We start from the raw sequence: 18,883 nt of genomic DNA on the forward strand, positions 1-18,883 counted from the left end.
GTAGTTCCCTGCCCGAAGGAACAACCGGGCGACGTCTTGTCACCGGCCTGAAGACCATTAGCCTTGGTACCGGCGGGTCCCGACGACCCGCCCCAGTGCTATCAAGAGCCGTTTCAGAAGCAGTTTTCCGACGAGTACGAGGACGAGGAACAGACGTGCCTACCGGCAAGGTCAAGTGGTTCAACAGCGAGAAGGGCTTCGGCTTTCTCTCCCGCGACGACGGCGGTGACGTCTTCGTCCATTCCTCGGTCCTCCCCGCCGGAGTCGAGACACTGAAGCCGGGCCAGCGAGTGGAGTTCGGGGTCGTCGCCGGACAGCGCGGTGACCAGGCCCTTTCGGTCGTCATCCTCGATCCGACCCCGTCGGTCGCGGCGGCAACGCGTAAGAAGCCGGACGAACTGGCCTCCATCGTCCAGGATTTGACGACCCTCCTGGAGAACATCACGCCGATGCTGGAGCGTGGCCGCTACCCCGACAAGGTGGCCGGAAAGAAGATCGCCGGCCTGCTGCGCGCGGTCGCCGACCAACTCGACGTATAGAAGTCCTACGGAACACGTACGGAAGACGTACCGAACTGGTGGATTTCTAAGGGAATTCCAGTGCGTCCGGGCCGAGGGGCGGCACCAGCCCCTCGGCCGCCGCACGTGTCAGCAGTCCCCTGACCGCGGCGTATCCGTCCGTGCCGAGATCCGCCGTGAACTCGTTGACGTACAGCCCGATGTGCTGGTCGGCGACGGCCGGGTCCATCTCCTGGGCGTGTTCCATGACGTACGGCCGGGACAGCTCGGGCTCGTCCCAGGCGGCGCGCACGGAGCGGCGGATGGAGTCGGCGAGCAGCGTCAGCGTCTCCGCCCCCAGCGACCGCTTGGCGATGATCGCGCCCAGCGGAATGGGCAGCCCGGTGGTGTTCTCCCAGTGCTCGCCCATGTCGGCGAGCTTGTGCAGCCCGTAGTTCTGGTACGTGAACCGGGCCTCGTGGATGACGAGTCCGGCGTCGACCTTCCCGTCCCGCACGGCCGGCATGATCTCGTGGAACGGCATGACGACGATCTCGCCGACCCCGCCCGGCAGGGTGTCCGCCGCCCACAGCCGGAACAGCAGATACGCCGTCGACCGCTCGCTCGGCACCGCCACCGTCCGCCCGGTGAGATCGGCGCCGGCCTCCCGGGTCAGCACCAGCGGCCCGCAGCCCCGCCCCAGCGCGCCCCCGCAGGGCAGCAGCGCGTACTCGTCGAGGACGTACGGCAGCACGGCGTACGACACCTTCAGCACATCCAGCTCACCGCGCTCGGCCAGGCCGTTGGTGATGTCGATGTCCGCGAACGTGACGTCCAGCGCGGGCGCGCCCGGCACCCGGCCGTGCGCGAGGGCGTCGAAGACGAAGGTGTCGTTCGGGCAGGGGGAGTAAGCGATGTCGAGGCTCATACCGTGTTCCAACTCTCCAGTACGGGTGCGAGCTTCCCGAAGCCCTCCGCCAGGGCTTCCAGCGCGTCGCCGATCCGCCAGGCGGCGCGGTCGCGCGGGCCGACGGGGTTGGAGACGGCCCGGATCTCCAGCACGGGCACCCCGTGCACCGCGGCGGCCTCGGCGACCCCGAAACCCTCCATCGCCTCGGCGAGCGCGGTCGGGTGACGGTCCTTCAGGAGGGCCGCGCGGGCGGCGGTGCCGGTCACGGTCGAGACGGTGAGCACGGCTCCGGCGCGGGCCCCGGTGGCGGCGACGGCATCTCGTACGAGTGCTTCCGGCGGACGATGGCTGACGGTCCCGAAGCCCAGCTCGGTGACCGGCACGAACCCGTCGGCCGTCTCCGCGCCCAGGTCCGCCGCGGTGATCTCGTCGGCCACGACGAGCGACCCGACGGGCGCGTCGGGGAGGAAGCCCCCGGCGATCCCGGCGGAGACGACAAGGCCGTAAGGGGCGGCCGCGAGGGCCGTGGCGGTGGCTGCGGCGGCACGGGCGGGACCCACCCCCGCCGCGATCACCTCGACGTCCGTCACCCCCGCCAACGCGCGAGCCACCGCGTCCCGTTCGACCGGGACCGCGGTGGCTACGAGGATGCGCATGGCGTACGACGGCTCAGGCGTCGGCGTTGACGAGCTTGAAGTTCCAGACGCCCTTGTACTTCTCGCTGGCGCCGCTCTTCGTCTTGTCCTGCTCGACGATGCTGATGTACAGCGTCTTCGGGGCGGCCTGGCCCTGCTGGTCGGCGAAGAGGTCGACGCCCTGGAACGAGTAGTACGTCTTCTTGTAGACCGTCGTGACCTGCTGGCCGTTGATCCACAGCGCCCAGCCGGTGTCCGCGATCTTCGGGTCGACGCCGATGCGGAGGGTCTCGCTCTGGGAGACCTCGATCGAGTCGGACGCTTTCTTCAGGGCGCACTTGGTGGCCTTCTCCTGACCGAGGTTGTCACCGTCCTCGTAGCAGGTGGCCTCGGCGCTGATGGAGTTCTTGCCGACCGTCACGGTCGCGCGGGGCGTCGGCTTGTCACAGGCCGACAGGACGAGCAGTCCGGCGGAAACGGCGCCGAGGACGGCGACGGCGCGGCGGCGTCGCACAGCGGCTTGCATCGTGGTCATGGCCGAAGGCTATCGGGCAGGTGCGGCAGTCTCTTTATGCGGGGTACGGCGTGCCCTGTTCGTTACGCCACGCGCGCGCCCGGACGGCCCCCGTGGCGGGCCGAGCTCAGCAGCCCCTTCACCGTCGCCAGCCAGCCCACGGCGATCACCGCGGCGGCCACCGCGAGGCCCAGGGTGCCGTTGAGGGGCATCACGATGCCGACCGCGCCGCCGAACACCCAGGCCATCTGGAGCATTGTTTCCGAGCGGGCGAAGGCTGAGGTGCGCACCTGTTCGGGCACGTCCCGCTGGATCAGCGCGTCCAGGGACAGCTTGGCGAGGGCCAGTGAGAAACCGGCGATCGCGGTGAGGACGGCGACGAGGAACGCGCCGAAGAAGACCGCGGCCGTGATCGCCGTGCCCAGCACCACCACCAGGACGGTCACGATGATGATCTCCGGCGCGCGGGAGCGCAGCCCGGCGCCGACCGCCGTGCCGAGCGCGTTGCCCACCCCGGCCGACACGGCCACGATCCCGAGCGAGACGGCCGCGCTCTCCCCGGTCAGGGGATGCTCGCGCAGCAGGAACGCGAGGAAGAACGTGAGGAACCCGGACAGCCAGCGCAGGGCGGCGTTCGCGCCGAGGGCATGGGTGACGGCGATCCCGACGGTCCGCAGCCCCGGCCGCTTGGCCGACTTCCGGTGGGGTCCGTGCAGATGCTCCTCGTCCGCCGCGAGCAGCGCCACGTCCTCGCCCTTGGCGGAGTCGACCTTCGGCGGCAGCGTGAAGGACAGGAACGTCCCCGCCACGAAGATCACGAAGGCGCCGTAGAGGGGCCAGCGCGGCCCGAGCGCCTGGAGCCCCGCCCCGATGGGCGCGGCGATACCGGTGGCGAGGAGCCCGCCGAGGGTGACCCGGGAGTTGGCCTTGACGAGGGAGAACCCGGGCGGCAGCAGCCGCGGCACGACAGCGCTTCGTACGACGCCGTACGCCTTGGAGGAGACGAGCACCCCGAGCGCCGCCGGATACAGCTCCAGGCTGCCGGTGACGACCGCCCCGGACAGCACCAGAGCCAGCAGGGCCCGGGCGAGCATGGCCCCGGCCATGGCGGCGCGGCGCCCATGCGGCAGCCGGTCGAGGAGCGGGCCGATCACGGGGGCGAGGACGGTGAAGGGGGCCATCGTGATGGCGAGGTAGAGGGCGACACGCCCGCGTGCCTCGTCGGTGGGGACGGAGAAGAAGACGGTCGAGGCGAGCGCGATCGTGATCATCACATCGCCCGCGCCGTTCACACCGTGCAGCTCGATCAGTTTGCCGAGGCCGGATTCCCCCGCCCCATGGGCGTGTGTGGCCTTGCGGATGCCGCGCGCGGGGCCGGTCACCGGGAAGTGCAGGGCACGCCCGACGGAGCGCAGAGAACCTCGCGTCCTGCCGTTGCCCTTGATCCCGGTGGCCCCATGGGGCGTCTTAGCGGTTGCCACGACGTTCATAGTGCCCCGAGTGAGGCGTTCGTAGTGCGGTTACCGCGCGTATGTCCGTGCTTTCGTGAGGTGCTTTCGTGCCGTGCCGAGTCGGATGGGTGGGGGTAAACGTCCCGTCGGTGTAGGCCGTACGCACGCGAGCAGGTAGCGTGCGTATCTCAGCCATCCCGCAGAATGGATGGACAGGTGCGCCCGAGTGCGAGCGGGCGCGGACGTCGACGCGGCCCTCCGGTCCGCTCCGTCCGCCCCACCGCGCGTTCAGGCAGGCGCACCAGAGAGACGGCGTAGGAGAGAAGCGATACCTGTGAGCGCAGCGACCACGCGAAGCCGCACCCCCGACCGCCTGTGCGCCGAGGCCGTCGACCTCGCCCGCGCCGCAGCCGAGGAGGCGGCGGCGCCCGGCGTAGTCGGCGAGCACACGGGTGCGGTCTCCGAGGGAGACCGGGTCGTCACGCACTTCTTCGAGTGCAAGGAAATGGGTTACCGCGGCTGGCGCTGGGCGGTGACGGTGGCGAGGGCGTCACGCGCCAAGAACGTGACCCTCGACGAGGTCGTCCTGCTGCCCGGGCCCGACGCCCTCCTGGCCCCCGAATGGGTCCCCTGGAGCGAGCGCCTGCGCCCCGGCGACATGGGCCCCGGCGACCTCCTGCCCACCGACGCCGAGGACCTCCGCCTGGAGCCCGGCTACTCCGGCGAGGACGAGCCGATCCCGAGCTCGGCGGTCTCGGAGGAGATGGCGGAGCTGGTGGAGGCGGAGGACGCGGAGGTGACCGCGGGCACCCCCTCCAACCTCCCGGTGGCCCCCACCCGGGGCACGATCGCCGCGATCGCCGAGGAACTGGGCATGCGCCGCGCCCGGGTCCTGTCCCGCTACGGCCTGCACAGCGCCGCGGACCGCTGGGAGGAGTCGTTCGGCTCCAAGACCCCCATGGCCCAGGCGGCCCCCGCCACCTGCGTCAGCTGCGGCTTCCTCACCCCCATCGGCGGCTCCCTCGGCCAGGCCTTCGGCGTCTGCGCCAACGAGTTCGCCCCGGCGGACGGCAGGGTGGTCTCCCTCTCCTACGGCTGCGGCGGCCACTCGGAAGCGGCGATCATGCCGAAGCCGCCCCGCCCGGCGCCCCCGGTGATCGACGAGACGAAGGTCGACGCCTTCCCGCTGCGCCCGGCGGCGGACTCGGGGTCGGTACCGGACGTCTCGGACGAGGCTGCGGCGGAGCTGGGGCATTCGTAGGCCATGCCGGCCGTTCTGAGCCACTTGCGCGGCGCGGGTGGTTCAGAAACCCAGGTAAGTGATGTGGACGACGTAGACCCGCTCGCTGCGCACTACGACCTGATGCATGAACCAGCCGCCGGAGACGATGGTGTGGCTGCCGGTCGGGTCGGGGCCGTCGTGGGCCCGGCCGTGGACGTGGAGACCTTCAGCCGCCCTGACCAGTTCGTCGGCCGCGCCCTCGACTCCGGCCAGGAAGTCCGGTGGAAGGGAACGGGCAGCCTCTTCGGCTGCGAAGGCGTACTCCCATTTCCAACTCACTCGCGAACTGCTTTCAGCGCCTCATCGGCCACCGCACTCAGCTCACGAAGTGCTTGCCGCGCGACGGCAGGATCCTCGTGCTCCAGATTGCTCTGCGCCTGGGCGTAGCGAGTGGCCAGGTCAGGGCGACGGGCGATCTCGATCTCCTTGGCCCAGATGAGGACCCAGCTTTGGACGGGGCTCAAAGACTGCCATTCCACGGCTTTGGCGAAGGCGTCGTCCTTCATGGCCTGCATTTCGTCCAGACGACCTGGAGCGACGACGGCGAGGGCGGCACGCAGAGCGTCAGGAGTGAGCTCGGGACGGGGAAACAGCTCGTGTCCGTGGTCGGCCTGAGTACTCATGGTGTCCTCCAGAGGGTGCCCTGGCCAGAGTATCGAGATTGGGGGCAGCGGACGGGACACAACGGTCTCAGCCGGCGGTGGCACAGGAAGGGCGGCAGTCACGGCAGCGTCCTGGGGTCGGGGAGCGGAACAGGCGGTGGCAGCCGTCGCATTCCTGCCATGGGTGCGGGGCGGTGGGTCTTGGGGTGGGGGCTCCGTACGGCGGTGGTGGGGGCGGTAGCTGGGCTGTGAGACGGTGCGCCAGGAGGGCTGCCGGGCGGTGCAGGGGCTCGCGTGGGAGGTCGCGGGTCAGGGCTTCGCGTACGAGGGTGGCGGGGACGTCACGTTCCAGCCAGGCGGCGACTCCCGGGGCCAGGCTGGCGGCATCGCACGCCGAGAGGAGCAGGCGGGGGTCGTCGCGGTGGAGGCGGGCGAGGAGGTCGGTGGCCCGCTGGATGAGCTGAGGGGCGGGGTAGCCCGGGCGGGGAACCGGGGGGAGGGGCTTCTTGCGGGTTGGGCGGGGCTTCTTCGGCGGGGCGGGCTCGCCGTGGGTGCGGTCGCGTCGGGCACCAGGCTGGTTGCAGGAGACGGTGCGCGTGATGATGCGGCCGCCTGGGATGCGCTCCCGTTCCCGGCGCAGATATCCGTGGGCCTCCAACTCCCGCATCGCGCTGGCGATCCGGGTCGATCCCTCCTTGAAGCGGGCGGTGAAGCTCTTGATGTCCACCTGTGCGCCCTTGGGCAGCGACTGGATGTGGGTGCCGAGTCCGATCGCGAGGAGCGAGAGGTCCGGATGCTGGGCGAGGTGGTTGCCGATCACCGTGAAGCGGGCGCTGTGGCGGGTGTTCTCATGAATGAGACCGCCGGTGGAGCGAGGGTGATTTTTGCCCGCCGTACGGGACTGGGCGCGCGAGGGCGCGCTAGTGTTTTGGGTGTCCATCGGGAAGGTTGGCTTCCTTGGTGGTCAGGCCCTCGCATTGGGATGCCAGTCCCGGCGAGGGCCGTTGTATGTCTGAGGTTGTGTTGCTGCGGTGAGCGTAGAGCAAGCAACCAGGCCAAAAGCCAGCCGAGTTGCTGATGTTCACCCGGGCGGGTGAGGGGCTCCTGCGGGCGGGAGGGGTGGGGCTTGGTGGGGTCCTTTCACCGTCGTGGTCCTTGGGGAAGGGCGCCCCTTTCACCGGAGCGCGGAAAGCCGGGTTCCGGTGTGAGCAGGGGGACTTGGGGAGCCGGGGTGACTTCGGCCCAGACGGTTTTGCGTGGGGCCGGGCCCTCGGAGACACCCCACCGGGACGCGAGCGCTGCCACGAGGGTGAGACCGCGCCCCGACTCCGCGTCGGGGGCCGCGTGTTCGGGCCGGGGCGGGCGATCCGCGCGGGTGTCGGTGACCTCGATGCGTGTCGCCGGCGACGTAGAGCGTCAGCCGGAAGTCGCGGCCGGGGATGCGGCCGTGCGTCACGGCGTTCGCCGCCAGCTCCGCCACGATCTGCTCCGCCGGGTCGGACGGCAGTCCCCAGCACCGCAGTTGCTCGGTCGCGAGCAGGCGGGCGAGGCGGGCGCCTCGGGGCGTGGGGGAGAGCTGAATGCTGAAGTTGGGGATCACGTCACTCAGCGTGGCCGTCCGCACGTACCGTGAACAGTGACGACTCCGATGCGTAGAGCGACTGTCCAAGGCCTGTCCAGGGCTGTCCAGGCTGTCCAGAGGGCGCGTACGGGTAGGGGGCGTTGCGGCACGGTCGTACGGCGGAGGGGTGCGGGATGTCGGTGGAGACGGCGGAGGAACCGGGGTGGGAGGTCGACCCGGATGACGAGTGGACAGGAGTATTTGGACAAGTCCGACGAGGTGCTGGGGGCGGGTGGGCTTGTCTCGGCGTCCTGGGAGGACGTGAAGAAGGTCCGGTATCCGAAGAAGGTGCGGGAGCTGGGAAAGTTGGAGGCCCAGGCGGTCGAGATCGGTGTGTACGACAAGACGCCGGCCCCGGGTGGCTCCCGGGACCGGCGTTCTTTGGAAGTCGCGCTTACTTCACGTCGACGAAGTCACCCGCGGCGGAGACCGCCGGGGTGGTCGAGGTGCCCGCGAAGGAGTAGCGGAAGTAGCCGTCGGCCGACGCCTTGACGGTGGTGCTCAGGTTGCCCGTCGAGTTCGTCGTGATGGTCTTGACGGTGCTGTAGGTGGTGGAGCCCTTCTTACGGAACTGGAGCTTCACCGACTGGCCGGTGTAGCCGGCGTACTTGTGGGTCTCCCAGTTGGCGCGGGTCAGCTTGCCCGTGACCGTGATGGTCTTGCCCTTGGTGACCGGCTCCGGGGAGGCGTTGACCGTGAGCTTGGAGTAGCGCTGGAGCTTGGTGGTGGTCAGCGCGTCCTGGTCGACGTAGCCGACCTTGCTCCAGTCGATGTCGTCGGACATCGGGTCCTGGTCGTTCCAGTCGATGGCGTAGCCGATCGCCTTCCACGTGGTGGCGTCGGCGTTGACCAGCTCGTCGCCCGGGTAGACGTCGATCGTGCCGGTGCAGCTGTCGGTGGTCGCCGAGGTCTCCGTGCAGGTCGGCCAGTCGTCGCCCCACAGGATGTTCTTCGGCTCGTCGTAGGTGCCGCGGTAGATCTCGACGTCGAACACGAAGTCCGAGGCGTTGAGGTCGATGTCCTCGGCGTGCGTGACGGTGTAGGTGACCGGCACGGTGACCTGGTTGGCGATGCCGGCGACGATCGGCTTGCCCTTGTTGACCTTCACGTTGGAGAAGGACAGGTCGAGGGTGTACGGAACGCCGTCGTCGGCGGCGGCGTACGCGGACTTGCCGTCCGCGGCCTGGCGCGCGGACTGCGCGGCCTTGACGAGGTCGTCCTTGCTGTACGACGAGCCGTCCGCCTGCGCGGCCGGGACGGCCAGGGCGGACAGGGCCAGGGCGCCGGAGACGGCGGCCACGGTGGCGCGAATACGCATGTGTTTCCTCAGGTGAGAAAGGAAAGAGAGAGGTGCGAGGGGTGCTTACTGCACGTCGATGTAGTCACCCGTGGCGGAGACCGCCGGGGTGGTCGAGGTGCCCGCGAAGCTGTAGCGGTAGTAGCCGTCGGCCGACGCGGTGACCGTGGTGCTCAGACCACCCGTGGAGGTGGACTTGATGGTCTTCACGGTCGTGTAGGTGCTGGAGCCCTTCTTACGGAACTGCAGCTTCACCGACTGGCCGGAGTAGCCGGAGTACTTCGCCGCGTCCCAGTTGGCGCGGGTCAGCTTGCCGGTGACCGTGATGGTCTTGCCCTTCTTCACGGGCTCCGGGGAGGCGTTGACCGTCAGCTTGGACAGACGCTGGACCTGGAAGGTCTTGACGTTGTCCTTCTGGACGTAGTCGGCGTCCTTGCCGGAGGCGATGCCCCAGACCTTCCAGGTGCCGGCGACCGAGTTGACGGCGTTGTACTGCGGCTCGAACTCGTAGCTGGCCTTGCAGTTCGCGGTGGTGGAGCTGGTCGCGGTGCAGGTGGCGTAGCCGTCGTTGCTGGTGGCCACGGCGCCGCTGTCGGAGCTGTCGAAGTCCGAGCCATGCCACAGGATGGCCATGGCGTCGTTGACGCCCGAGCCGTCCGTGACCTTGAAGGTCACGGAGACGGTCTTGGTGGTGGTCGCGCCGACGACGACCGCCTTGCCGCCGTTCACGACGACGTTCGAGATCGTGGTGTCGCCTTCGATGGTGTCGGCCTGGGCGGCCGGCACGGCGAGGGCGGACAGGGCCAGGGCGCCGGTGACGGCAGCCCCGAGGACTCGAATGCGCATGCGTTCCCCACGTGAAGAGGGGCCCCGACGGAGATCGTCCCCCACGGTCGTGTCAGCACGCCTGGGCCCAAAGTGATCGGTGAGTCTGTTGACTCAGCTGATCAGATTCGCGACGCCGGGGAATGGTTGTACGGCCGGTAAGAAATTTGTTCGGAAATTTTCAAGACCGGCCGGACAGCGCCTTCCGCGTCAGTCGAACCAGCGGTCCCGCGCCAGCTCCTGCGTCCGCGACGGGTCCTCCAGCAGCGCCGCCACCTCGAACCGCCGGGGCCACTGCCCCGCCGCCCAGGCCAGCCCGGCGGCGACCCCTTCCAGGGTCGCGGCGTGCAGGATCCCGTCGCCGGTCAGCCGCCAGTCGATCTCCACGCCGTCCACGACGAGCTCCTCGTGCTCGACGTACGACGCCGGGGTCCGCGCCCCGAGCAGCACCCGCACCGAGTCCGGCACGTCGTGCTCGGTGCCCTCGGAGTCCACCGACCCCGTCACCGACTCGCTCAGCCGCCGCACCTGGAACAGCTCGGCCAGCTCGGCGGCCCGGCTCGGCCGCACCGGCAGCAGCGGCACCCCGTAGGTGAAGGGCAGCAGGTCGGGCGAGTCGACGACCACGGCGTCGGCGGCGTCCACGACCTCCACATGCCCGTCGACCACGGCCCGCAACTCCTCGGGCAGCGTCACCTGTTCCGGGTCGAGTTCGGCCAGTGCCCCGTAGAGGGCGTGCAGTTGGGACCCGCTGACCTCCCGCTCGGGGTCGGCCAGCCGGTCCAGCAGCTCGGCCGCGCCGCCCGGCTCGTCGAGCAGCGCGGCGACCGACGTACGTACGCCCAGCGCCCGCAGCACCTGCTCGTCGTCGAACCCGGTCGCGTCGGCCTCGTCGTACAGCCCGCGGAGGAGGGGGTCCCCACCGGCGGCGAGGAGGCCCGCCGGGCGGCGGCCGTCGAGCACCGGGTGGCCGCGCAACCACCATGCGGTGTAAGGCCGTACGACTTCATGGGTGCCGTCCGGCAGCAGGATCCGCACCTGCTGGGTGAGCGCGTCCCGCAGCGGGGGACGGGCGAGCAGCGCGAGGGCCTCGGGCCAGCGTTCCTCGTCGACGAGTTCCAGGTCCCGTACGGCGACCAGCTCGGTGGCGACCGGCGGGACCGGTGAGTCGGGAAAGCGGTCGAGGACGTCCTCGCTCCACACGTCCACGGCGTCCAGCAGTCCGGCGTCGTCGGGTTCGGCGAAGTCCCCGTCGCGGGGCTCCAGTTCGTCCGGGTCGAGGACGACGTCGGTGGCGCGGACGAGGGCGAAGCCGGCGAGCACTCCGCAGGCGGCGAGGGGCTGTTCGCCCCAGCGGTCCGCCAACTCGGTGTCGACGGTGGCGAGTTCACCGTCCCGGATGACCTGGTGGAAGGGGCTGCCGGGGAAGACCAGTTCACCGGCGGGGGCGGGTTCGCCGTCCTCGTCGGGGAGGGCCAGTGCGCCGAGCCAGGGCTCGTCACCGGGTTCGAGGCCCGCGTCGCGGACCAACGCCAGGACGGTGTCGGCGAGTTCCTCGGAGTCGAGGGTGTCCTGCTCCCAGTCGAGCGGGCCCTCGTCGTCCAGCGAGGCGGCGACGGCCGCCCGTACCTGGGGCGTCGTGAGGACGGCGCGCGGGGAGGCGGGCAGGGCGCCCAGCTTCTCCAGCAGGGGGTGGGCGCCGTCCGGGTGGGCGACCTTCAGTCCGAGCCGGGCGAGGACTTCGGGCTCGACGGCGGCACTGTCGGGTGTGGGCAGCAGGACCTGCCGGGGGCCGATGGTCGTCCGCCCGTCGGCGAGCGGCACGGGCAGCCCGGAGAGCCGGTCGGGGTCGACGCCGGCGAGGCTGTCGTAGAGCCGCCGCCACCACTCCGGCTCCTTCTCCAGGCCGGCGAGCCGGTCGATCGCGTCGGTGAGAGGCACCCGCGCGACACCCAGCGTCCGCAGTTCCACGCGGCGTTCGAGTCCGGCGGGGAGCAGGGTCGGCAGCACTTCGGCGAGCACCCGGACGGTGTCCGCGCCCGCGCCCTCGACGACCTCCGCCTCCCTGGGCCGCAGGGCCTCGGGCAGTTCGTCGGTGGGCTCGTGGACGGGCGGCAGGAAGGCGGTGCGCGGCAGCCGCTCCAGCACGGCCTGCCGCAGCGCTCCGTCCAGCTCCCCCTTGCCCAGCGGGCCGGGCACGAGGTCGATGATCCCGACGCCCACCGGCCGCCAGGAGGCGAGCAGTGCGGCGTACGCGTCCGCCGCCCGCTGCACGAGGAAGTCGGTCAGCGGGCCGGGCGCGGCGTGCCGCCGGGTGGGGTCGAGGGGGAAGGAGGCGATGAGGAGCGCGGGCACGCCGAGCGGTTCGTCGCTGGGGGTGGGGGCGTGGACGACGGGGCTGGTGCGGGGCCGGACCGGCGCCCCCTCCGCGTCCACCGGCACGGCCCAGGTGACCGACCAGTGCGGCCGCAGCCGCTCCTCGACGGGCCGGTCGGCGAGCAGCTCGGGCGTGAGCGGCCCGTGCGCGGAGGTGACCCGCCAGGTGGTCGCGCCGGTTTCACCGTCCCGCGCGTCCTCTACGACGACGAAGGCGCCGTCGGTGCGGCGGCGGAGGGTGCGGACGTCGGAGCCCGCCTCGATCACGACCTCCTCCAGACCGGGCAGGGCGAGGAGCAGGGCGTCGTCGACGGCGTGCACGAGCCGCTCGGCGAGATCGGCGGCGGCGGTGTCGCGCAGCGGCAGGATGACGGCGGTGTCGTAGCCGTCGGGGGCGGTGCCCTCGGCGGCGAAGGGGAGCCGCAGGAGCGGGACGTGCCCGTCGCGCCGCCTGATCTCGTCGCCCAGGCCCGGGCTGTGCAGGGCGGTCTCGGCGGCGCGGTCGCGCGCCTCGGCGAGGGACCAGCGCACGCCCCCGTGGCGGCCGACGACCGCGGGCTCGTCGGTGACGGCGAGGACGGCGGCGAAGCCGACGCCGAAACGCCCGACGGAGGACGCACCCACGGAGGACGCACCGGCGGAGGACGCGGCGGCTGGGGTGTCACGCTTGGCGGAGGCGCGGAGGGTGGAGAGCGACTCGACACCGGCGGCGTCCAGCGGTGCGCCGGTGTTGGCGGCGACGAGGACACCGTCGCGCAGGGTGAGCCGCAGCCGTCCCGGGACCCCCGCTCTGGCGGCGGCGTCGGCGGCGTTCTGGGCGAGCTCGACGACGAGCCGGTCCCGGTATCCGCCGAGGACGAGGTCCTCCTCGGCGTTCGCGTCCTCCCGGAACCGGGCGGGGCTGGTCGCCCAGGCGTCGAGCACGCCCCGCCTGAGACGGGCGGTCCCGAACGGGTCGGCTCCCTCGGCTGCGGGCCGCACGAACTTGCTCACGATGGCTCTCCTCGTCTGCGTGCGACGAAGGTACCGCGAGTTGGTCTTGGGCCCTCGACGGGATCTCCCGTCAGCCTCGCGGCCGGCGCAGGCCCGCGACGAGGAGCCCGACCATCCGGCGCGCGTCGTAGCGGGGGTCGGTGTCCGCGCCGATGCAGAGGTTGCCGACGCCGCGCATCAGCTCGTACGCCGTCACCTCGGAGCCGATCTCCTCGGCCGCGGCGTCGAGCAGTTCGGCGCAGACGGGCACGAGCCGGTCGAGGAAGTGGGTGTGCAGCGCCTCGAAGTCGGCGTTGCCGGGCTGGAGCACGGCGGCGAGGCCGTGCTTGGTGACGAGGAAGTCGACGAAGAGGTCGATCCACCGGACCAGGGCGGCGTACGGCGTGGGCCCTGCGGTCAGCAGGGTGGGCCCGGCCTCCGCGCAGGCCTCGATCTGATGCCGGTAGACGGCGATGACGAGGTCGGCGCGGGTCGGGAAGTGCCGGTAGATGGTGCCGAGCCCGACCCCGGCCTCGGTCGCGATGTCCCGCACGGGCGCGTCGACGCCCTTGGCGACGAAGACCGTGGCGGCGGCGTCGAGGAGCGTCTCCTGGTTGCGCCGGGCGTCTTTCCGCCGGGGCGGGGCGGGGGCGTCGGGGTCGTTCACGGACCAACGGTACGACATCGGGAGGCGCCCGCTTGCAGAAACGGAACATGGTTCCGTATCGTTTCGTCATGCCAGATCCGGAACATGGTTCCGTTTCTCTGTCGGAAGGAACGCTCATGCAGTACCGCACCTTGGGTCGCACCGGTGTGCAGGTCAGCACCCTGGCGCTCGGCGCCATGAACTTCGGCGCGATCGGACGCACCACCCAGGAAGAGGCCACCGCCCTCGTCGACACGGCGCTGGAGGCGGGCGTGAACCTGATCGACACCGCCGACATGTACGGCCGCGGCGAGTCGGAGGAGATGGTCGGCAAGGCGATAGCGGGCCGCCGCGAGGACGTCGTACTGGCCACGAAGGCGGCCATGCCGATGGCGGAGGACAGGCCCAACCACCGCGGCACCTCCCGCCGCTGGCTGACGAAGGCCCTCGACGACAGCCTGCGCCGCCTGGGCGTGGACCACGTCGACCTCTACCAGATCCACCGCTGGGACCCCGAGACCAGCGACGAGGAGACCCTGTCGGCCCTGACCGACCTCCAACGGGCCGGAAAGATCCGCTACTTCGGCTCGTCGACGTTCCCGGCGTACCGGATGGTGCAGGCGCAGTGGACGTCCCGCTCGTCACATCTCGCCCGCTACGTCACCGAGCAGCCCAGCTACTCCATCCTCCAGCGGGGCATCGAGGCGGACGTCCTGCCGGTGGCGGAGGAGTACGGGTTGGGGGTGCTGGCGTGGAGCCCCCTTGCCTCCGGCTGGCTGACGGGAGCGGTACGTGAGGGCCGCGAGGTGGTGACCAACCGCGCGGCGTTCATGCCGGACCGCTTCGACATGAGCCTGCCGTACAACCGGGCGAGGCTGGAGGCGGTGGAGCGCCTGGCGGAGGTGGCGGACGAAGCGGGCCTCACCCTCATCCAGCTGGCACTGGGCTTCGTGACCGCACACCGGGCGGTCACGAGCGCGCTGATCGGCCCGCGTACGGCGGAGCACCTGGCCTCACAACTGGCAGCGGCGGAAACGACGTTGTCACCCGACGTCCTGGACGAGATCGACAAGATCGTGCCGCCCGGCACGGACCTGGCGGCCCACGAGAAGTTCGACACGCCGCCGGCCCTGCTGGACGCGTCACTGCGGCGCCGCCACTGAAGCGCGGACGGCTTAGGCTCCTCCGGGATGACCAGCGTGAACAGATGCCGCCGATGCGACCAGGGACGGATCGTCGCCTGCCGTGTCCGGGGCCGACAGGACCGCGTCCTCGTGTGCGAGGAGTGCGACACGGTGTGGGAGAGCGACCAGGCGCCGCAGGCCACGCCGCCTCACCTGATCCTGGAGGAGTACCTGGCGAGGTTCGGCCTCCCCGGCCTGTGGTCCGAGCTGGAGTGGCTGGAGGCGGCGCCACTGCCCGAGGCGATCAGAAACCTGGCCGGGGGCTACTTCCACCAGGACTACGACCTCGACTCCGGAACTCCCAGGCAGGCCGTCGAGGCCTACGGCGACGAAGAGCCCCCGGAGGCGGTGGCGGCACTGCGCGCGGCGGTCACGGAACTGCTCGCCGCGAACCCCTCCGAACGCGAACTGGCCCGGCTGTGGCTCGGGCAGGCCGGGGCCGCCTACGACCCGCGTGACGAGGGAATCACGATGTCTCGGTGGTTCGGGCTGGTCCTGAAGGTCATGGAGGAGCGTGAGTGACCCCGGCGGGCCGGTGCCGCGTTTCGTCATGCGCACCCCATACGACGATCAAGCGTCCCGCATGTAACGACAAAGTCGGCAAAGTTCGCACCGGGCCCTACAACTCCCCCCGGCGGCCGTGGATCTGATCCGCTGAGTCAACAGACTCCTAGATCGACTCTCCCCCTGGGGAACGCACATGCGCATCAGAGCCACCGTGGCCGTCGTCTCCGGCGCCCTCGCCCTCACCGGCCTCGCCCTTCCGACCGCCCAGGCCGCCGACTCCGGCACCCCGTACACGCTGGACGTCAGCTTCTCCAACTTCAAGATCGCCTCGTCGGTCAAGGTCGGCACCTCCGCCGCCGTCAGCACGAAGGTCACCTACACGCTGACCCACGGCTCGGACGTCGACCCCACCGCGTCGGACTTCTTCACCGACCCGTTCCTCTACCGGGGCACCTTCGGCGCCGACAGCACCCCCCAGCTCTACGGCGACGACGCGGCGACCTGCACGGTCACCTCGGCCACCACCGCCACCTGCACCGGCACCATCGACATCCACCCGGCCGACGGCGACCTGTCCAACGCCGACGCCGGTACCTGGAAGGGCGGCGCCGAGGCCGTCGACTTCAACGGCCAGGACCCCTCCAGCGGCAGCCTCGACCTCAGCAAGGTCGGCTACAAGGACCAGGGCGACCTCGCCTCCATCAAGGTGCTGCGCCTGGCCAAGCTCACCGCCAACGCCTCGCCCGAGCCGGTCAGGAAGGGCAGGACCATCACGGTCACCGGCAAGCTGACCCGCGCCAACTGGGACGCCGGCACCTACTCGGGCTACTCCGCCCAGTACGTGAAGCTCCAGTTCCGCAAGAAGGGCTCCAGCACCTACACCACGGTCAAGACCATCAAGTCCAGCTCCACCGGCGGCCTCAGCACCACCGTCACGGCCTCCGCCGACGGCTACTACCGCTACAGCTTCGCGGGCAGCGCCACCACGTCGTCGGTCAGCGCCACGGGCGATTACATCGACGTCCAGTAGACGCCCTAAGGGGCGCGGGGCTCTGCTGAATGTGCGGCTACCGCCGCGCGGGCGCGACCAGCCACAACGGACCCGCAGCCGCCCCCCAAGCCCCCCGGCTCCAGCCAAGCGCTAAGCGGGCACGCGGCGGTCGACCCATTTCCACGTCACTTCCAGGGCGGCCGCCGCCACCACCGAGATGCCCACGGCTATCCACGGCATCGTCACCCCGACCAGCTTCAGCGCGAAGAAGTCCTGGAGCCACGGGACGGCCAGGACCAGCAGGAACCCCGCGCCCATCGACGCCACCAGGATCACCCGCCACCAGGTGTACGGCCGGGCGATGATGGCCAGCACCCACATCGAGATCAGGAACAGGGTGAGGGTCGCCACGCTCGTCTCGGCGTCCAGGGAGTCCTTCCCCGTGTAGTAGTGCCGGGCGATCAGATACGTCACGAAGGTCGCCACCCCGGCCACCACCCCGCCCGGGATCGAGTACCGCATCACCCGCCGTACGAAGTGCGGTTGGGCCCGTTCGGTGTTGGGGGCCAGGGCCAGGAAGAACGCCGGGACGCCGATCGTCAGGGTGGAGAGCAGGGTCAAGTGGCGGGGCAGGAAGGGGTATTCGACCTGCCAGCACACCACCAGCAGCGCCAGCAGCACCGAGTACACCGTCTTCACCAGGAACAGCGTCGCCACCCGCGTGATGTTCCCGATGACCCGGCGCCCCTCCGCCACCACGTCCGGCAGCGTGGCGAAGCTGTTGTTCAGGAGCACTATCTGGGCGACCGCCCGGGTCGCCTCCGACCCCGAGCCCATCGAGACGCCGATGTCGGCGTCCTTCAGCGCCAGGACGTCGTTCACGCCGTCGCCCGTCATCGCGACCGTGTGCCCGTGGGACTGCAACGCCCCCACCATGTCCCGCTTCTGCTGCGGGGTGACCCGCCCGAACACCGTGCCCTCGTCGAGGGCGTTCGCCATCTCGCCCGGGTCGGAGGGGAGTTGGCGCGCGTCGATCGTCGTCCCCTTCAGGCCCAGCTTCCCGGCCACCGCGCCCACCGACACCGCGTTGTCACCGGAGATGACCTTGGCGCGGACGTCCTGCTCGGCGAAGTAGCGCAGGGTGTCGGCCGCGTCGGGGCGCAGCCGTTGCTCCAGTACGACGAGGGCGGCGGCGGAGGCTCCGCGGGCGACCTCCGGATCGTCGAGGTCGCCCGTGGCCCGGGCCAGCAGCAGGACGCGCAGACCCTGTTCGTTGAGCCGCTCGGTCTCGGCCAGCGCCGGGTCGTCGGCGCCCAGCAGCACGTCCGGCGCTCCCAGCAGCCAGGTGCTCGACTCCCCGTTGCCCTCGCTGAAGCTCGCGCCGCTGTACTTGCGGGCGGAGGAAAAGGGGAGCGACTCGGTGCAACGCCATTCCTCGGCGTCGGGGTAGGCGTCGATGATCGCCTGGAGGGAGGCGTTCGGGCGCGGGTCGGACTCGCCGAGGGCGCCGAGCACCTTGCGTACGTACGTCTCGTCGCTGCCGCCCAGGGCGTGCAGCTCGGTGACGTCCATACCGCCCTCGGTGAGCGTGCCGGTCTTGTCGAGGCAGACGGTGTCGATGCGGGCGAGGCCCTCGATGGCCGGAAGCTCCTGGACGAGGCACTGTTTTCGGCCAAGTCGGATCACGCCGATCGCGAAGGCGACGGAGGTGAGCAGGACGAGGCCCTCGGGGACCATCGGGACGATGCCGCCGACCGTGCGGGCGATGGACTCCTTCAGGTCGTGGCTCTTGACGACCAGTTGGGTGATGACCAGGCCGATCGCGGCCGGGATCATCATCCACGTCACGTACTTGAGGATCGTGGAGATACCCGTCCGCAGCTCGGAGTGGACGAGGGTGAACCGGGATGCCTCCTCGGCGAGTTGGGCGGCGTACGCCTCGCGCCCCACCTTGGTGGCCTGGAACGCGCCGCCGCCCGCGACGACGAAGCTGCCGGACATGATCGGGTCCCCGGGCCGTTTGACGACCGGGTCGGCCTCGCCGGTGAGCAGTGACTCGTCGATCTCCAGGCCGTCGGCCTCGACGCACACCCCGTCGACGACCGCCTTGTCGCCGGGCCCGATCTCGATCAGGTCGTCGAGGACGATCTCCGACGTACTGACCTCCAGGGCCTCGCCGTCCCGTCGTACCGTCGGCTTCGCCTCGCCGATCACGGCGAGGGAGTCGAGGGTCTTCTTCGCCCGCCACTCCTGGATGATGCCGATGCCGGTGTTGGCGATGATCACGTACCCGAACAGGCTGTCCTGGAAGGGCGCGACGAACAGCATGACCAGCCAGAGCACGCCGATGATCGCGTTGAACCGGGTGAAGACGTTCGCGCGGACGATCTCGGCGAGCGACCGGCTGCTGCGCACCGGTACGTCGTTGACCGCCCCGCGCGCCACCCGCTCGGCCACCTCGGCGGTGGTCAGCCCGCCGTCGGCCGCGGGGACGGGCACAGGCACGGGGTGCACGGGGTCGAGTTCGGCGCCCGCGTCGATGTGCGTCATGCATTCGACGGTACGTGCGGTTT

Annotated in this window: 17 protein-coding genes and 2 pseudogenes; 6 read left to right on the plus strand and 13 right to left on the minus strand. The window is 70.7% G+C overall.

Features of this window, described 5'->3' with window-relative positions:
- Positions 1-155 precede the first annotated feature (155 nt).
- Positions 156-539: a cold-shock protein gene (locus OG885_RS25370; RefSeq protein WP_059195867.1), complete on the plus strand. Its 384-nt coding sequence runs from the start codon at positions 156-158 to the stop codon at positions 537-539.
- A gap of 46 nt (positions 540-585) precedes the next feature.
- Here the strand turns inward: OG885_RS25370 and OG885_RS25375 are convergent, their stop codons facing one another.
- The 4 genes from OG885_RS25375 to OG885_RS25390 all read right to left on the minus strand — a co-directional run bounded on the left by OG885_RS25375 (position 586) and on the right by OG885_RS25390 (position 4,037).
- Complete coding sequence (locus OG885_RS25375) at positions 586-1,425, minus strand: 1,4-dihydroxy-6-naphthoate synthase (protein WP_405735314.1); 840 nt, start codon at positions 1,423-1,425, stop codon at positions 586-588.
- Positions 1,422-2,063 carry a futalosine hydrolase gene (locus OG885_RS25380; RefSeq protein ID WP_405735316.1) on the minus strand — a complete coding sequence of 214 codons (642 nt, stop codon included), beginning with the start codon at positions 2,061-2,063 and terminating at the stop codon, positions 1,422-1,424. Before OG885_RS25380 ends, OG885_RS25375 begins: the two co-directional genes overlap by 4 nt.
- Before the next feature lie 13 nt (positions 2,064-2,076).
- Positions 2,077-2,577, minus strand: coding sequence for a hypothetical protein (locus OG885_RS25385; RefSeq protein WP_405735319.1), 501 nt, complete (start codon positions 2,575-2,577; stop codon positions 2,077-2,079).
- A 62-nt stretch (positions 2,578-2,639) separates the two neighbouring features.
- On the minus strand, positions 2,640-4,037 hold the full coding sequence (locus OG885_RS25390) for an MFS transporter (protein WP_405735321.1): 1,398 nt from the start codon (positions 4,035-4,037) through the stop codon (positions 2,640-2,642).
- Between the two features lie 304 nt (positions 4,038-4,341).
- Between OG885_RS25390 and OG885_RS25395 the strand changes: the two genes are divergently transcribed.
- A complete protein-coding gene (locus OG885_RS25395; protein ID WP_405735323.1) occupies positions 4,342-5,268 on the plus strand; it encodes a DUF3027 domain-containing protein in 927 nt (308 codons plus the stop codon).
- Between the two features lie 42 nt (positions 5,269-5,310).
- Here the strand turns inward: OG885_RS25395 and OG885_RS25400 are convergent, their stop codons facing one another.
- From OG885_RS25400 to OG885_RS25415, 4 genes and pseudogenes are all read right to left on the minus strand, one after another.
- Positions 5,311-5,568, minus strand: coding sequence for a hypothetical protein (locus OG885_RS25400; RefSeq protein ID WP_405735326.1), 258 nt, complete (start codon positions 5,566-5,568; stop codon positions 5,311-5,313).
- Entirely contained in the window at positions 5,565-5,912 is a 348-nt protein-coding gene (locus tag OG885_RS25405) for a hypothetical protein (protein WP_405735328.1), read from the minus strand. The genes OG885_RS25400 and OG885_RS25405 overlap by 4 nt, the downstream gene beginning before the upstream one ends.
- A gap of 67 nt (positions 5,913-5,979) precedes the next feature.
- The gene (locus tag OG885_RS25410; RefSeq protein WP_405735330.1) at positions 5,980-6,831 is read right to left on the minus strand and encodes a helix-turn-helix domain-containing protein; all 852 of its coding nucleotides are present in this window, start codon (positions 6,829-6,831) and stop codon (positions 5,980-5,982) included.
- A gap of 200 nt (positions 6,832-7,031) precedes the next feature.
- Positions 7,032-7,488, minus strand: a pseudogene (locus tag OG885_RS25415) (ATP-binding protein).
- Between the two features lie 158 nt (positions 7,489-7,646).
- Between OG885_RS25415 and OG885_RS25420 the strand changes: the two are divergent.
- Positions 7,647-7,855, plus strand: a pseudogene (locus OG885_RS25420) (transcriptional regulator); the annotation flags it as partial.
- A gap of 51 nt (positions 7,856-7,906) precedes the next feature.
- On the opposite strand, the gene OG885_RS25425 reads toward OG885_RS25420, so the two are convergent.
- From OG885_RS25425 to OG885_RS25440, 4 genes are all read right to left on the minus strand, one after another.
- Positions 7,907-8,830, minus strand: a complete 924-nt coding sequence (locus tag OG885_RS25425) for a hypothetical protein (protein ID WP_405735332.1) — start codon at positions 8,828-8,830, stop codon at positions 7,907-7,909.
- A 45-nt stretch (positions 8,831-8,875) separates the two neighbouring features.
- The gene (locus tag OG885_RS25430; protein ID WP_405735334.1) at positions 8,876-9,655 is read right to left on the minus strand and encodes a DUF5707 domain-containing protein; all 780 of its coding nucleotides are present in this window, start codon (positions 9,653-9,655) and stop codon (positions 8,876-8,878) included.
- A gap of 189 nt (positions 9,656-9,844) precedes the next feature.
- Positions 9,845-13,003, minus strand: a complete 3,159-nt coding sequence (locus tag OG885_RS25435; RefSeq protein WP_405735337.1) for a sacsin N-terminal ATP-binding-like domain-containing protein — start codon at positions 13,001-13,003, stop codon at positions 9,845-9,847.
- A gap of 70 nt (positions 13,004-13,073) precedes the next feature.
- Complete coding sequence (locus tag OG885_RS25440) at positions 13,074-13,649, minus strand: TetR/AcrR family transcriptional regulator (RefSeq protein ID WP_405735340.1); 576 nt, start codon at positions 13,647-13,649, stop codon at positions 13,074-13,076.
- A 116-nt stretch (positions 13,650-13,765) separates the two neighbouring features.
- Between OG885_RS25440 and OG885_RS25445 the strand changes: the two genes are divergently transcribed.
- The 3 genes from OG885_RS25445 to OG885_RS25455 all read left to right on the plus strand — a co-directional run bounded on the left by OG885_RS25445 (position 13,766) and on the right by OG885_RS25455 (position 16,349).
- Complete coding sequence (locus tag OG885_RS25445; protein WP_405735342.1) at positions 13,766-14,791, plus strand: aldo/keto reductase; 1,026 nt, start codon at positions 13,766-13,768, stop codon at positions 14,789-14,791.
- 27 nt (positions 14,792-14,818) lie between these two features.
- Positions 14,819-15,334, plus strand: coding sequence for a contact-dependent growth inhibition system immunity protein (locus tag OG885_RS25450; RefSeq protein ID WP_405735344.1), 516 nt, complete (start codon positions 14,819-14,821; stop codon positions 15,332-15,334).
- Between the two features lie 178 nt (positions 15,335-15,512).
- On the plus strand, positions 15,513-16,349 hold the full coding sequence (locus tag OG885_RS25455; RefSeq protein WP_405735346.1) for a hypothetical protein: 837 nt from the start codon (positions 15,513-15,515) through the stop codon (positions 16,347-16,349).
- A gap of 111 nt (positions 16,350-16,460) precedes the next feature.
- Here OG885_RS25455 and OG885_RS25460 read toward each other — a convergent pair whose 3' ends face one another.
- Entirely contained in the window at positions 16,461-18,860 is a 2,400-nt protein-coding gene (locus OG885_RS25460) for a cation-translocating P-type ATPase (protein WP_405735348.1), read from the minus strand.
- Positions 18,861-18,883: the final 23 nt, after the last annotated feature.

Origin of the sequence: Streptomyces sp. NBC_00028 (assembly GCF_045041065.1) — a bacterium.
Taxonomy (GTDB): Bacteria; Actinomycetota; Actinomycetes; order Streptomycetales; family Streptomycetaceae; genus Streptomyces.

Bases quoted from the DNA above. Each gene is read 5' to 3' on its own strand.
- OG885_RS25385 (WP_405735319.1), bottom strand. From the start codon at position 2,577: ATGACCACGATGCAAGCCGCTGTGCGACGCCGCCGCGCCGTCGCCGTC.
- OG885_RS25455 (WP_405735346.1), top strand. From the start codon at position 15,513: ATGCGCATCAGAGCCACCGTGGCCGTCGTCTCCGGCGCCCTCGCCCTC.
- OG885_RS25380 (WP_405735316.1), bottom strand. From the start codon at position 2,063: ATGCGCATCCTCGTAGCCACCGCGGTCCCGGTCGAACGGGACGCGGTG.
- OG885_RS25450 (WP_405735344.1), top strand. From the start codon at position 14,819: ATGACCAGCGTGAACAGATGCCGCCGATGCGACCAGGGACGGATCGTC.
- OG885_RS25430 (WP_405735334.1), bottom strand. From the start codon at position 9,655: ATGCGCATTCGAGTCCTCGGGGCTGCCGTCACCGGCGCCCTGGCCCTG.
- OG885_RS25460 (WP_405735348.1), bottom strand. From the start codon at position 18,860: ATGACGCACATCGACGCGGGCGCCGAACTCGACCCCGTGCACCCCGTG.
- OG885_RS25445 (WP_405735342.1), top strand. From the start codon at position 13,766: ATGCAGTACCGCACCTTGGGTCGCACCGGTGTGCAGGTCAGCACCCTG.
- OG885_RS25405 (WP_405735328.1), bottom strand. From the start codon at position 5,912: ATGAGTACTCAGGCCGACCACGGACACGAGCTGTTTCCCCGTCCCGAG.
- OG885_RS25410 (WP_405735330.1), bottom strand. From the start codon at position 6,831: ATGGACACCCAAAACACTAGCGCGCCCTCGCGCGCCCAGTCCCGTACG.
- OG885_RS25425 (WP_405735332.1), bottom strand. From the start codon at position 8,830: ATGCGTATTCGCGCCACCGTGGCCGCCGTCTCCGGCGCCCTGGCCCTG.
- OG885_RS25375 (WP_405735314.1), bottom strand. From the start codon at position 1,425: ATGAGCCTCGACATCGCTTACTCCCCCTGCCCGAACGACACCTTCGTC.